The organism is Cupriavidus sp. MPR-AND1C, from assembly GCF_058809705.1.
This window is the reverse complement of the sequence record NZ_JBXASU010000002.1, coordinates 247,270-260,702: the sequence shown is the minus strand read 5'-3', so window position 1 is coordinate 260,702 and position 13,433 is coordinate 247,270. Positions and strand designations below refer to the sequence as shown.

The 13,433-nt window shown below is 66.4% G+C and carries 12 protein-coding genes; all 12 read right to left on the bottom strand.

What is annotated here, in order from left to right:
- Positions 1-308: 308 nt before the first annotated feature.
- The 12 genes from AC1RWI_RS02480 to AC1RWI_RS02425 all read right to left on the bottom strand — a co-directional run bounded on the left by AC1RWI_RS02480 (position 309) and on the right by AC1RWI_RS02425 (position 13,433).
- Complete coding sequence (locus AC1RWI_RS02480; protein ID WP_492864345.1) at positions 309-962, bottom strand: LbetaH domain-containing protein; 654 nt, start codon at positions 960-962, stop codon at positions 309-311.
- Complete coding sequence (locus AC1RWI_RS02475; protein ID WP_492864343.1) at positions 953-1,774, bottom strand: NAD-dependent epimerase/dehydratase family protein; 822 nt, start codon at positions 1,772-1,774, stop codon at positions 953-955. The genes AC1RWI_RS02480 and AC1RWI_RS02475 overlap by 10 nt, the downstream gene beginning before the upstream one ends.
- Before the next feature lie 8 nt (positions 1,775-1,782).
- Positions 1,783-2,853, bottom strand: a complete 1,071-nt coding sequence (locus tag AC1RWI_RS02470) for an FkbM family methyltransferase (protein ID WP_043357716.1) — start codon at positions 2,851-2,853, stop codon at positions 1,783-1,785.
- Positions 2,854-2,987: 134 nt separating this feature from the next.
- Positions 2,988-3,533 (bottom strand): dTDP-4-dehydrorhamnose 3,5-epimerase, encoded by a 546-nt coding sequence (gene rfbC, locus AC1RWI_RS02465; RefSeq protein WP_492864340.1) that lies wholly within the window; start codon positions 3,531-3,533, stop codon positions 2,988-2,990.
- On the bottom strand, positions 3,530-4,813 hold the full coding sequence (locus AC1RWI_RS02460) for a class I SAM-dependent methyltransferase (protein ID WP_043353488.1): 1,284 nt from the start codon (positions 4,811-4,813) through the stop codon (positions 3,530-3,532). Before AC1RWI_RS02460 ends, rfbC begins: the two co-directional genes overlap by 4 nt.
- The gene (gene rfbG, locus AC1RWI_RS02455; protein WP_492864338.1) at positions 4,810-5,868 is read right to left on the bottom strand and encodes a CDP-glucose 4,6-dehydratase; all 1,059 of its coding nucleotides are present in this window, start codon (positions 5,866-5,868) and stop codon (positions 4,810-4,812) included. The genes AC1RWI_RS02460 and rfbG overlap by 4 nt, the downstream gene beginning before the upstream one ends.
- Positions 5,869-5,873: 5 nt before the next feature.
- Entirely contained in the window at positions 5,874-6,647 is a 774-nt protein-coding gene (rfbF, locus tag AC1RWI_RS02450; RefSeq protein WP_043353489.1) for a glucose-1-phosphate cytidylyltransferase, read from the bottom strand.
- On the bottom strand, positions 6,644-8,869 hold the full coding sequence (locus AC1RWI_RS02445) for an O-linked N-acetylglucosamine transferase, SPINDLY family protein (RefSeq protein ID WP_492864336.1): 2,226 nt from the start codon (positions 8,867-8,869) through the stop codon (positions 6,644-6,646). The genes rfbF and AC1RWI_RS02445 overlap by 4 nt, the downstream gene beginning before the upstream one ends.
- Positions 8,870-8,980: 111 nt before the next feature.
- The gene (locus tag AC1RWI_RS02440) at positions 8,981-11,221 is read right to left on the bottom strand and encodes an O-linked N-acetylglucosamine transferase, SPINDLY family protein (RefSeq protein WP_492864334.1); all 2,241 of its coding nucleotides are present in this window, start codon (positions 11,219-11,221) and stop codon (positions 8,981-8,983) included.
- A gap of 237 nt (positions 11,222-11,458) precedes the next feature.
- A complete protein-coding gene (locus tag AC1RWI_RS02435) occupies positions 11,459-11,779 on the bottom strand; it encodes an EscU/YscU/HrcU family type III secretion system export apparatus switch protein (protein ID WP_043353495.1) in 321 nt (106 codons plus the stop codon).
- On the bottom strand, positions 11,776-13,089 hold the full coding sequence (fliK, locus tag AC1RWI_RS02430; protein WP_052494892.1) for a flagellar hook-length control protein FliK: 1,314 nt from the start codon (positions 13,087-13,089) through the stop codon (positions 11,776-11,778). The genes AC1RWI_RS02435 and fliK overlap by 4 nt, the downstream gene beginning before the upstream one ends.
- An 8-nt stretch (positions 13,090-13,097) precedes the next feature.
- Complete coding sequence (locus tag AC1RWI_RS02425) at positions 13,098-13,433, bottom strand: flagellar protein FliT (protein ID WP_043353497.1); 336 nt, start codon at positions 13,431-13,433, stop codon at positions 13,098-13,100.

Sequence of the window (13,433 nt, the reverse complement as noted above, 5' to 3'; positions counted from 1 at the left end):
CGATACTCAGACATGGGTCCCTCTTTTCCGCTCTTTTCGTCGAATCCCGAGGCGCCCCATACGGCCTCTGAACACCTGCACGGCTCGCTTCGCATCGCGCTTGGGTGTGGCCCGCCCTTCGGGCGCTTCACACGGCTATCACAACGGGTTGATCGGCTGATTCGTTGAACGGTTGATCTTGCCGCTGGTTGGCTCTCCTCTCCCACTTGTGGGAGAGGGGCCGGGGGAGAGGGCGGGCGCTTGCCATGCCGCGATGCCTTCGTTACCGCTTGCGCTCCTTGCGGCACGGGCTGGCAGGCCTCGGGAACTTACAGCCGGAAATACTCTTCCGCCGCTGGTTCGCGCACCGGCTTGCACACCAGATCCCCGGCATTTCCCGCGTACACCAGGCAATCGCCCGGCGTGTCGCGATTGATCACGCTGACGCCTTGCGCAATCACCGACCCATTGCCCACATGGCTGCGGCCGATGATGGCGGTATTGGGATACATCACCACGCCGTCGCCGATCGCCGGGGCGGCACCGTGGTTCTTGCCTACCGTGGAGTTCTGGTACAGCACGAGGTAATTGCCGTAGGTGGCTTTTGCCAGCACGATGCCGACCGAGTGCCCGATGAAAAAGACTTCCGGCATTTCGATCTCGTAGAACAGGTCGATGCCGTTGAGCGCCTTGTTCAGCAGGAACAGCCTGGTGCAGGCGCGGGCGTCGCCCTCGTTGCGCCAGATGGTGTTGGCCAGGTAGTAGAGGTACTGGCAGTACTGGCTGGAGTGCAGGTAGTTGAAGCGCCCGGGGTGCCACATGCGTACGGCGTTGATGCAGCGCTCCACCCGGGCCAGCGCTTGCGCCTGGTTGCGCATGATCAGCGGCAGCAAGGTCTCTGCCTTGCCGTCCGGCACCAGCGCCGCGACCTGCGCGCAGGTGTAGGCGGCAAGGCTCTCAGGTGTCTGGTCGATCAGTTCCATGGTCTTGCTCCTTCCAGGTGAGCGGCCAGCACCTCGCGCACGTCGCGCGGTGCCACGCCCAGCGCGCGCAGGCGCGTCACGCTGCATACCGCGGCCGGTTGCGCCCGGGTGGACCTGGCCAGTTCGACAGCCCAGCCTGCGCGGTTGAACACGTCGGCCAGTTCGCCGTTGGAGACGTTGGCGCCGCTGGCCACGTTGAAGATCCCGCGCTCGCCCAGTGCCGACATGGTGGACAGGGCTCGCACGACATCGTCGAGGTGGATGTAGTCACGCACCAGGGCGGCATCGCTGTCGAGCTGGAACGCGCGCTCGGTCGATGCGCGCTGCAGCCATTCGGACAGGAAGCCAGGCGAGCCTGGCGACCAGTCGAAGACGCAGGACAGCCGCGCCACGGCTGTGCGCTCCGGCGCGAGCGTGAGGCACAGGTTTTCGCCGAGTGCCTTGGACAGGTCGTAGAGATGCCGCGGGTTGGCGGGCTGCAGCGTGAGCGCGCCGGCCTCGTCGCCTACCGGCAGCGCGGAGCTGTCATACAGGCGGGTGGAGGAGAGATAGACCAGGTGGTCCCAGCGGCCCGCCTGCAGCAGCCGGGCCAGCAGGCCGACATGGGCTTCGACCGTATCGAAGGGGCGCGCGGCAAAGTCGGCGGTCAGGCCTGCGCAATAGAACACGCGGCCCAGGTCGCGCGCCAGCAGGCCGGGGTCGTCCCGGCCGGGCACATGGACCTCATGCCCGGCCTGGCGCAGCGCCTGGACCAGGCGCTGGCCGACAAAGCCGGCGCCGCCAATCACGGTACAAGGTACGGAGCCGGGCATGCCTGGCCTCACGACAGCGGGTGATGCAGCGCCGGGTCACGATGCCACAGCAGCTTGGGGCTGACGCCATGGCACACGGAGAAGTCCGCGCCTTGCAGCAGGGACGGGTCCTTGACGGCGACCATGTTGAAGCCGTGCGCCGGGCCTTCCAGGTAGACCTCGTCGACCGGGATCAGCTCGATGGGGCGGCCGGCCATGTCCACGTTGGAGTTGAAGTCGCGCACTGCGAACACGCTGTAGCCGAAGCCCTGGAGCAGTTGGATGATCTCCGCGTTCTCCAGGCCGTTGCTCCAGTCCACGTAGTGGCGGTGCACCTCGAACACGATGTTCGGGGCGTCGGGCGCCGGGCGCGACAGTTGCTCGCGCGCACCCTTGAACACGTCGAGCTCGGCGCCTTCGATGTCCAGCATGATCAGGCTGAGCTTGTCGAGCTTTTGCTGGGCGCAGTAGTCGTCGATGGTGATGGTGGCAAAGCTGTCGTCGCCGGCAGCGCCGTCGGCGCGCTCGGCGTGGGCGAAGGAGTCGTTGCCGACCAGGCGCAGCTGGGTGCTGCTGTCCGACCACAGGCCCAGGCGCCAGCTGTGGATGTTCTCCACGTGGTTGAGCTGCGCGTTGTTGCGCAGCATGCCGAGCTGGTCGGCATTGGGCTCGAACGCGTGGCAGGCGCCGCCGGCGGCCGCCAGCTGCTTGGCCATCAGGATCACCTGGTCGCCGAAGTAAGCGCCGCCGATCACCGCGTTGCCGCCGTTGCGGCACAGCTTGACCAGCAGCTTGGTGGTTTGCGGCTCCCATACGTGGTCCGGCTGCGCCGGCGTGCTCATCAGGAAATCGCGGGCGATCTTGGTGCGGTAGAGGAACTCGAACACGGTGCCATCGGCCAGCGTCTTGCGCAGGCGCGATTCGTCGTCGTACATGGCGTCGACGATGGGGCCCGTGATGTCATCGCGCACGCTGCCTTCGTAGCCGCAGAGGTCTTGCTCGATGGACTTGCACAGCGCGACCAGCCGGTCACGCGCGGCCGCGCTGGTGCCAACTTCGCGCAGGGCATTGGACAGTTTCTGCAATTGATCGGTACTCATGGCATGGCTCCGCAGTTTGGCTTGTTGGTCGGCTTTGCTGACCGGTTGGATTTGATGATTCGGCAATTCGGGCAATTCGGGCAATTCGGTAATTCGATGTTTCGGAATTTTGGGTATTTCGGGTAATGCGCAATTCAGTAGGCGCTGAGCGCCGTGAGCGAAGGCAACGCCATGTCCTTGGCCGAGATCAGCCGGTTCTGGCACGGCGGCCAGGCGATGCCGATCTCCGGATCGTCCCAGCGCACGCCGCCGCTATGAGCGGGCGCGAAGGGCACGGTCATCTGGTAGAAGACCTCAGACAGATCCGTCAGGGTCTGGAAACCGTGCGCCACGCCCCTGGGGATATACAGCGCGCGCTGGTTCTGCGCCGTCAGTTCCACCGAAAACCACTGGCGGTAGCTTGGCGAGTAGGGGCGCAGGTCCAGGATCGCATCGAAGATGGCGCCGGTGGTGACGCGCACCAGCTTGTCCTCGCCGGCAGGCTCGTACTGGAGATGCATGCCACGCAGGATGCCGGCCCGGGTATTGCGCGAGATGCTCTGCTGCACAAAGCGCCCGTTCAGCCCGTGGTCCGCGAAGGCGTCCACGCAAGCCGTGCGCGCAAAGAAGCCGCGCTCGTCGGCCACGGGCTCCGGGTCCACCAGCCATGCGCCTTCGATGGGGGTCCGCGTGAACATCATGGCAGCACCGCGGTTTCCGGAATGGCCACCACGAAGCGGCCGCCCCATTCGCGGATGCCGGCCATCTGGGCGATGACTTCGTCCTTGATGTTCCAGGGCAGGATCAGCAGGTAGTCGGGCTTGTCGCCGAAAACCTGCTCGGGCGCGACCACCGGGATGCGCGTGCCGGGCAGCAAGCGGCCCTGCTTGGTGGGATTGCGGTCGACCACGTAGTCGATGAAGTCGGTGCCGGCGCCGCAGTAGTTGAGCAGCGTATTACCCTTGGCGGCAGCGCCATACGCGGCGATGCGCTTGCCGGCATTGCGGGCTTCGATCAGGAAGGCGAGCAGGTCGCGCTTGGCCTTGCGCACGCGCTCGGCAAAGCCGGCATACAGCGCGGCCGAGCGCAGCCCGGCCACGCGCTCTTCTTCCAGCGTGGCGGCCACCGAGGGGCGGGTCGCGTGGTTGGCGTCGGCATGGCAGGCAAACACGCGCAGGCTGCCGCCATGGGTGGGCAGGTGCTCGATATCGAACACGCGCAGGCCGGCCCGGGCGAACACCGGCTCCAGCGCCGATAGCGACAGGTAAGAGTAGTGCTCGTGATAGAGCGTGTCGAACTGGTTCTGCTCGATCAGGCGCAGCAGGTGCGGAAACTCCAGCGTGATCACGCCCTGGGCTTTGAGCACCAGCGGCATGCCGCCGACGAAGTCGTTGATGTCCGGCACATGCGCCAGTACGTTGTTGCCCAGCAGCAGGTCCACTTCCCAGCCTTGCTGGCGCAGCGCGTGCGCGGTGTCGCGGCCAAAGAACAGCTCGCGGCTGTCGACGCCCTTGGTGCGTGCGGCGGCGGCGGTGTTGGCGGTGGGCTCCACGCCCAGGCAGGGAATGCCGGCCTGCACGAAGTACTGCAGCAGATAGCCGTCGTTGCTGGCCAGCTCCATCACGCGGCTGTCGGCGTTCAGGCCGAGGCGGTGGGTCATGGTGCTGACATAGCGCTGCGCGTGCTCCAGCCATGACGACGAGTATGACGAGAAGTAGACGTAGTCGTCGTGAAAATGTGTCTGGGCCGGCGTGGCGTCGCGCAACTGTACGAGCCAGCAGTGCTGGCACACCATCGCGTGCAACGGGTAGAAGGTTTCCGCCAGGGCCAGGTCGTCCGCCTTGATGAACGCGTTGGAGACTGGCGACAGGCCAAGGTCCACCACGGTCTGCGTGAGCGCCTGGCCGCAGGAACGGCAGGCAGCGTCGACGGCAGCGTGGCTGGAATGGGTAGCAGGGGAGGCGTGGGCAGCGTCTGTCATACGCAGAATTGCTCGATTTGTCGTTCGGTGACGGACCGCGCCTGGGCCGGAGCTTCATGCACGGCGCGGTACCAATGGGCGGTGGCGGCAAGGGCCTGGTCGAGCGACCAGCGCGGCTCCCAGCCAAGCAGTCCTCTGGCCAGGGCCGAGTCCAGGTGAAGGTTGCGGGCTTCGTGCGGCGCGGCGCCGGCGGGATCCGGGCGATGTTCCCAGCGCAGTTCGGGCCAGTGTTGCGCCAGGCGCGCCAGCACCGCGCCCACGGCGAGGTTGTCGGCGGCTTGCGGGCCGAAGTTGAAGGCGCGCGCAAGCGCTTGCTCTGCGCCCATCAGGCGTGCGCCGAGCAGCAGGTAGCCGTGCAGGGCTTCCAGCACATGCTGCCAGGGCCGCGTGGCCTGCGGGTTGCGGATTTCGAGCACCGCGCCGGCGGCGGCCGCACGTGCGGCATCGGGCACCAGGCGATTGTCGGACCAGTCGCCGCCGCCAATCACATTGCCGGCGCGTGCGGTGGCGACCAGCACGCCGCGCTCGGCCAGGAAGGCATTGCGATAGCTGGCGGCAACCAGCTCGGCCGCGGCCTTGCTGGCGCTGTACGGGTCATGCCCGCCGAGCGGATCGGTCTCGCGGTAGCCCCAGAACCATTCCTTGTTGTCGTAGCACTTGTCGGTGGTGATGACCACCACGGCACGTACCGAAGGGCAGTGGCGCACTGCCTCGAGCAGGTTGACCGTGCCCATGACGTTGGTGGCCCAGTTGGCCACCGGGTCGCGATAGCCGGCCCCGACCAGCGGCTGCGCCGCCAGGTGAAAGACGATCTCCGGCTGCGCTGCCTGCATGGCGGCAGCCAGCGTGCTCGCATCGCGGATGTCAGCCAGGTGGTGGGCTTGCAGCGTGCTCTGGACGTCCGCCGCGGTAAACAGGCCGGCCGGCGACTCGGGCGCCAGCGCATAGCCTGTCACCCGCGCGCCGAGGCGCGCCAGCCATAGCGCGAGCCATGCGCCCTTGAAGCCGGTGTGGCCGGTCACGAAGACCGGGCGGCCGGTGTAGCCGTCTAACATGCGGGTCACCATGTCTTCCAAGGTGCCGCGCCGGATTGCCACAACTGCTCCAGCATGTTCTTCTCGCGCAGGGTGTCCATCGGCTGCCAGAAGCCCTGGTGCTCGAACGCCAGCAAGTGCCCGCGCGTGGCAAGCTCTTCCATGGGGGCCTGCTCCCAACTGGTCTTGTCGTCGGCGATCAGGTCGAGCACTTCGGGCTGCAGCACGAAGAAGCCGCCATTGATCCAGGCGCCGTCGCCGCGCGGCTTTTCCGCGAAGCCGGCGACCATGCCTTCGCTGGTACGCTCGAGCGCGCCGTAGCGTCCCGGCGGCTGCACGGCCGCTACCGTGGCCCAGCGGCCGTGGTTGCGGTGAAAGGCGATCTCGGCGGTGAGGTCGATGTCGGACACGCCGTCGCCATAGGTAAAGCAGAACGGCTCGCCGGGCGTGAGGTACTCGCGCACGCGCCGCAGGCGCCCGCCGGTCTGCGATTCCTCGCCGGTATCCACCAGTGTCACGCGCCACGGCTCGGCCTTGCGGCAGTGCACGTCCATGCGGTTTTCCGACATGTCGAAGGTCACATCCGACATATGCAGGAAGTAGTTGGCGAAGTATTCCTTGATGACGTAGCCCTTGTAGCCCAGGCAGATGACGAAATCATTGATGCCGTGCGCGGCGTACATCTTCATGATGTGCCACAGGATCGGCTTGCCGCCCACTTCAATCATGGGCTTGGGACGCAGGTGGGATTCTTCGGAGATGCGGGTACCCAGCCCGCCCGCCAGGATGACGGCTTTCATGCTGCTTCCTCCAGCACCTGGATGCCCAGGATTTCGTAGGTCGAAGGTTTGCCCTGGCTATCGATCAGGGCCAGGTCGAGGCCGAACTGCTGCTGCAGGATATCGGCCACGGGACTCGTGTCATGACCGCCTTCGCGCATCCGCACGCTGAGCAGGCGGTAGAGCGGCAGGTGGTACGGGCGCAGGTTGACGGCTTCCATCAGTAGTTCGAGCGCGCGGTCGTAGCGGCCCTCGCGCTGGGCCATCTCACCCAGCGCGAAGGCGATCAGCCAGTGCTTGCTCCACTTGGCCGACATGTTTTCCAGCAGGCTGTTGAGCTCGATATGGCGTCCTTCCTGCAGAAGCAGCCCGATGGTCAGCACCAGTTCTTCCATCGAATGCCAGGCGCCATTGCAGAACACGCCGTCCTGCGTACGCGGCTTGAGGTGGCTCACATCCCGGTGCTGGCTGATCAGTTGCGCTGCCTGGTCTTCGAACCAGCGCGTAAACCCGGCCACGTCGGCGATGGCGCTTTTCTCGAAGCGGTGCCGCAGGGAGAGTCGCAGCGCGTTGAGCTGCTCCACGTCCGCGGCAAGCTGCGCGGCCATCTCGACGTAGGCCTCCTCCGTTTCGCAGACCAGGCCGCCCAGGCCTACGGCGTGCAGGAAGGGCGCGGAGACGCGGGTGTGGAATGCCGGGCCGGCCAGCGAGACCACGGGCACGCCCATCCAGAGCGTGTCGCAGGTCGTGGTGCCGCCGGTGACCGGCGAGGTATCCAGTGCGATATCGATATCGTGGTAGGTCAGGTACTGGTTCTTGCCTTCCCGGAGGATGCAGGCGACGCGCTCGGTGTCGATGCCGGCTTGCTGCATGCGCTCCAGCAGGGGCACCTTCACTTCATCCGTATCGAGCCCTGCTGCCTCGACCAGCAGCCGGCTGCCAGGGCAGCGCGTCAGTACGGCGCTCCACATCCGCAGGGTCCGGTCGGTCAGCTTGCCGATGTTGTTGCAAGAGCCGAAGGTAATGAAGCCATTGCGCAACGCCGGCGTTTCCCTGACCTGGTATTCGGCCTGATAGACCGTCAGCGGATTGCCGACCAGCGGGTGGTAGACGGCAAACGGGCCGGGCGCGCGCAGCAGGTTCTCGGTGTAGTTGGGCTCCGCCCCGGCCGGATCCCCGATCCAGTCGGTCACGCGATGCTGGATTGCCGGCATGCCGGTGCTGCCGGGATAGCCAAGCCAGGTGAGTTGCACCGGAGCCAGGCCGTGGACCATGTAGTGCAGCGGAGAGGTGCCCGTATATCCGCCAAGGTCAATCAGCACATCGACGTTTTCCTCGCGGACCAGCTTGACGACTTCACCATCAGGCTTATTGGCCAGGTTGACGAAGCGGTCGCAGTAGATGGATATCTTGTGCGTGACGTTGTCGTGATAGGCGTGCAGGCCGAGCGCTACCACTTCGAATCTGGCCCGGTCGAGGTTGGCGATCAGCGGGATCAGGAAATAGGCGCAGGCGTGCCTGTACAAGTCGTTCGACAGGATGCCGATGCGGATCCTGTCCGAGCGCGGGCGGGGCTGCACGGCCAGTTTCGGCAGCCGCTCGCGCGCCAGCATTTGCGCATACCTGGAGGCTTCGGCCAGCAGGTCCTGCGCGCCCGTCTTCTCGCCGAACAAGAGCATGAACAACAGGTTCGAGCGGATGTTCTTGTTGGTCGGCGCGATTGCCGCGGCGCGTTGCAATACCCGGATTGCATCCTCGGCAAATCCGGTATTTTTCAGGTCATTGGCATAGTTGGCCAGGATCGCCGGATGATCCGGAGCGATCTCGATGGCCTTGAGCGATGCTTGCTTGGCTTCGGCATGCATGCCCAGCTTGTTCAGCACGATGGCGTAGTTCGCCCAGCCTTCAAGGCACCGCGGGTGGGATGCCACGCAGTCTCGCAGCATGGTCCTGGCGTCCTCCAGCTTGCCCATCGCCGCAAGGATGCGCGCGCACATGGATGCGATCTCAGGCTGGCCGGGATGCGCGGCCAGTCCTTCCTGGGCGAAACGGTACGCGTCGTCGAGCCGATGCAGTTCCAGCGAGGAAAAAGCCGCCCAGTAATAGGGCTTGGCCATATGCGGGGCGAGCTTCCTGGCCTTCTCCGCATGGACGATGGCTTCCTCGAAGTGGCCAGAGAAATGACTGGCTTCAGCCTTCTTGTTATGCTGGTCCGCTTTGGCGTTGAATGCGAAGTTCTTCATATGGTAAGGATGGATTTGCCAGGCCGGCAGGCCGTTGCAGGGCAACACCCAGCCGCAACGGCGCCGGGCGGATGAGCCCGGGGGCGGTCCGCACCCCGGGCGAGCGGTAGCTCATGCATGTGCCGGCTCGGCTTGCATTGGCTGGCTGACGTCGATGCCGAGGACTTCCAGCACCGTTGGCGCACCCTGCTGTTCGACGAGTGCCAGCGGCACCCCGAGTTGCTGCAGCATGAATTCGCCAAGCGAGCCCTTGTCGTACTGGTACTCGTCGAGCCGCGCGCTAAGCAGGCGGTACAGCGGCAGGTGATAGGGCCGCAGGCCAACGCTCTCCATCAGATAATCGACCGCGGTGTCGTGCTGCCCGGCGCGATGTTCGATCTCGGCGAGTGCGTAGGGAACGATCCAGTGCCTGGGCCACTTCGCCGAGAAGTTCTCGAGCAGCGCCCGCAGTTCCACGTAGCGGCGAGCCTCCAGCAGTCCAGCGACGGCAATCACGATTTCCGCCATGGTGTGCCAGGTGCCGGAGAAGTACACGCCGTCGTGCGGGCCGGCCGTGCTGTCGACCGGGCGGTGCGGCTTGAGCGCTTCGGTGAGCTGGTCTTCCATCCAGCGCGCGAAGGCGGCGCTGTCGGCCAGGGGACTCTGCTCGAAACGCTGCCGCAGCGACAGGCGCAAGGCGTTGAGCTGGTTTGCGTCAGCGGCCAGTTGCGCGGCCATGTCGACGTACGCTTCGTCGCTGTGGCAGATCAGGCCATCCAGGCCGAGCGCATGCAGGAAGCTGGCAGACATCCGCGAGTGGAAGGCCGACCCTGCCAGCGTGATCACCGGCACCCCCATCCACAAGGCGTCGCAGGTGGTGGTGCCGCCGGTCAGCGGCGCGGTGTCCAGCATGATGTCGATGTCGTGATAGGTCAGGTACTGATTCGTCGCCAGCCGGGGGATGCAGGCGACCCGGGCCGGATCGATGCCGGCCAGGGCCAGGCGCGCCAGCAGGGGGCCGCTGACGGCGTCGTTGTCGAGGTCGCGCGCTTCGATCAGCAGGCGGCTGTCCGGGCAGCGGGCCAGAACCGCGGTCCACAGGGCCACGGTCTGCTCGGTGATCTTGCCCAGGTTGTTGCAGGAGCCGAAGGTGATCGCACCGGTGCGCAGCGCCGGCGTCTCCTGGACCCTGTACTTCGGGCCATACGCATTGAGCGGGCTGTGCACCAGCGGCGCATACGTGCAGAAGACGGTGGGCGCCCTGAGCAGGGTTTCAGTGTAGTGGGGCTCGAAGCCCTCCGGGTCGCAGGTCGCGTCGCTGATGCGGTACTGGATGGACTTCAGGCCGGTGCTGCCAGGATAGCCAAGCCAGGTCATCTGCACCGGCGCCAGCTCGTGCACCATGTATGGCAGCGGCGAATTGCCGGTATGGCCGCCGAGATCCATCACGACGTCGAGTTGCGCGTCGCGGATGGTCTGCACGATGTCGGTGGTGCTTCTTCCCGCCAGTTCGATGAACTCGTTGGCGTGCAGGCGGATCTTGTCCGTGACGTGGTCGCTCAGCGGGTTGAGCGAGAGCGCCACCACTTCCACCCGGGAGCGGTCCAGATGTGCCATCAGCGGCAGGATGAAGTAGGCGCAAGCGTGGCGCAGCAGGTCGTTCGAGAACAGGCCCAGGCGGATAGGGCCGCTGGTGCGCCGCGGCGCAATGTCGTTGCGCGGCAAGCGCGGGCCGTCCAGCAGCAGCGTTTCGTAGGTTCTGGCTTCGCGCAGCAGGTCCAGCGCCGTGGTCTCCTGGGCGAACAACATCGCGAACAGCAGGTTGGCCCGGATGGCGAGGCTGCGCGGTGCCAGCTTTACCGCCTTGCGCAGCGCCGGCATGGCCTCCACCATTTCGCCCGTCTCCTTCAGGGCCAGGGCGTAGTTGCAGGCTGCGGTGGCTTCGTTGGGGTCGATCGCCAGTGCCTTGCTGGCGGCTTCCTTGGCCGCCGCGGGTTCGCGCAACTCCAGCAGCAGGGCGGCGTAGTGCACCCACGCGCTCAGCGAGCCGGGAGCGGCGCCGACGCAGCGCTGCAGCAGTTGCCTGGCTTGCTCGTGCTCGCCGTTGCGCAGCAGGACGAAACCGCCAAGAGACATCAGCTCGATGTCGTCGGGGAAATGCTGCAGCCCGTCGCGCAGGATCTCGCCGGCCCTCTTCGTATCCTGCAGGGCCAGCCAGGCTGCCATCTGCCAGTAAGACGCGTCGGCCCGCTTGCCGAGGATCTGCTCCGCCTTTTCGGCTTCCCTGAGTACAGCGCGGTACTGGCCGGCCTGGTAGGCTGCGCGAGCCTTCTCGATCTGGCGGGGAGACTTGCTAGCGTTGGTAGGTTTCATCGGTTGGGCCCGTCTTGGCGGGCTGGTACAGGCAATGCGCTTATTGGCGACGCCGCAGCGTACCGGGAAAGGCGGTGTCGCGGCGGCATCGCCAGGCTGTTCCGGCCCCTGAAAGTTATCAGGACGACAGGCGCGGGGAGGCCGGAATACAAGCCAAAAAAGAGGCCAATTCCGGAGGCGAGGCAGCAGTGAGGTGAATGCGGCGCTTTCGGGTGGGGGGCGGCTGCCGCCGGGGACTCAGCGAGGGCTGAACGTATTCGACGCCGGCGCGGAACCAGCTTGTGCCTCGCCCTTTTCGAGCTGGTACAGCCAGGCCAGCAATTCGGCCACGGCCACGTACAACTGCTCCGGGATGCGCGAGTCCAGGTCGACCTGCATGAGCAGGGTCACCAGCGCGGGGGAATTGTGGACATAGACGCCGCTATCGCGGGCGCGGGCGATGATGGCGTCGGCCACGTCGCCATAGCCCTTGGCGACCACGCGGGGGCTTTGGTCGCGTGTTTCGTCGTAGCTCAGCGCCACTGCGGTGCCGCGCGCGTTGTCGTCAGGCTGTCTCACTGCCCGGTGCTCCCGGCCGGTCGGAAGATGCCATCTACCGCCAACGCAGTGAGATCGAGGCCGGTCGCGGCGAGGCGATCCTGGAGCTGCGCGCGCGCTCCGGCCAGGAGGTTGACCGAGGCGGGCGCCGCCAGGCGTGCTTCGATGCTGTTGCCGGTCAGCCTGATTCTGGCCTCCACGGTGCCGAGGTTGGGGAACTCGAGGACCAGCCGGGTCGACCAGACGCCGTCGCCAATGGCATCCGGCTCGCCCTGCCCGCGCGCGGGGGTGTCATCTTGCTCACGCGTGATCTGCCATTGCATCGGCGTACCCGGCCACGCTTCGCCCATCCAGCGCAATTGCTGGGTTGCCAGGGTGTCGAGCTGCTGGCGCACCAAGGTGGTGGCATCGGGGTGCACGGCGGGGCCGGTGGCGCTGGCGGCTTGCAACGGGTCGGCGGCTGGCTTGCTTGCGCCGAAGATGTCGTCCGCCGAGAGATGCACCGTACGCGGCGCTGGCGTGGCTGAAGCTGCCTGGTAGGCCTGGGTTGCCTGCTGGGCGAGATGTGCGGAGGGCGTGGACGGATTCGCGGCAGGCGCCGCGGCCGTGGAGGCGGCGCTGGGGGCGGGCGCTGAATAGGTGCTCGCGGCCTTCTGCGCTTGTGCCGGTGTGTCGGCGCCGGGACCTTCCGCGGGAAGGGGAAGGCTGCCCGACTCCGCCGCGACAGCGACAGCGGCGGCTGCCTTTGCCGCCGCCTGGGCAACAGCCTGTGCCGGGGCAGGCGCTGCCGGCTGATACGTCAACTGCAATACCGGGTGCGTGGCATCCGTGGTGGCCGGCGCAGCGGGCGGGCGCCCCAGCAAGGCCTGTGGCTCGCGCATCAGGCTGTCGAGCGGGCGCGTGCCGTTCAGCCATTGGCCCAGATGCGACTCATAGAACAGGCCGCTCTGCCCAACCTGGCGGGCCAGCGCGCTTGCCAGAGAGCTGGCCTGGCCGCTGCCCGGCGGTGTGGCCACGATGGGCGCCGCGCTGCGCAGCGGCGCGGCGTCGGTGCCGTCCAGGATATCGAGGATGACGCGTGCCGCCGTGCTGAACGACTCGCGCGCCGAAGTAGTTGCCGCGCCTTCGGGCGCAGGCGGCATGCCGGTACCGACCGTTCCCGCACGGCCTTGCTGCACGGTGTTGCCGCCCTCGGCAGCCCCCACCATGTCGGTGACGGTGCCAACCGGCTGCAAGGCTGCCAGCTTGGCTACGGTAAGGGCGGACTTGAGCGCCTGCGGATCCGTGCGCAGGGCAAGCGATACATCTGCCGGAAGGTTGATGCCGATCATGCGCCGTATCAGGCCGGCGAGCCGTAGGTGTGATGCAGTTCCTGGCGGCGGCGCGAGCTATTCAGCAGGTACCCCAGCTCCTGCATCTTCGGCGTGACCAGGTTGCGGATGGCGGCATCCTGCGACAGGATGGTTTCCAGCATCCGGTAGCGGTAGCGCCGTTCCTCGGCGCTCAGCAATGCCACGTCGTCGATGCTCTTCAACGTGCTGACCTGGGTGACGTACCCGTTCTGCAGCGCGCACAGCGTATCCCAATTGCCCGCGCGCGCGGCTTCGCACATCAGGCTGGACAAGCGTAGCAGCTCTTCGTAGCAAGTGATGATCTTCTTCTTTTGCGGCAGCAT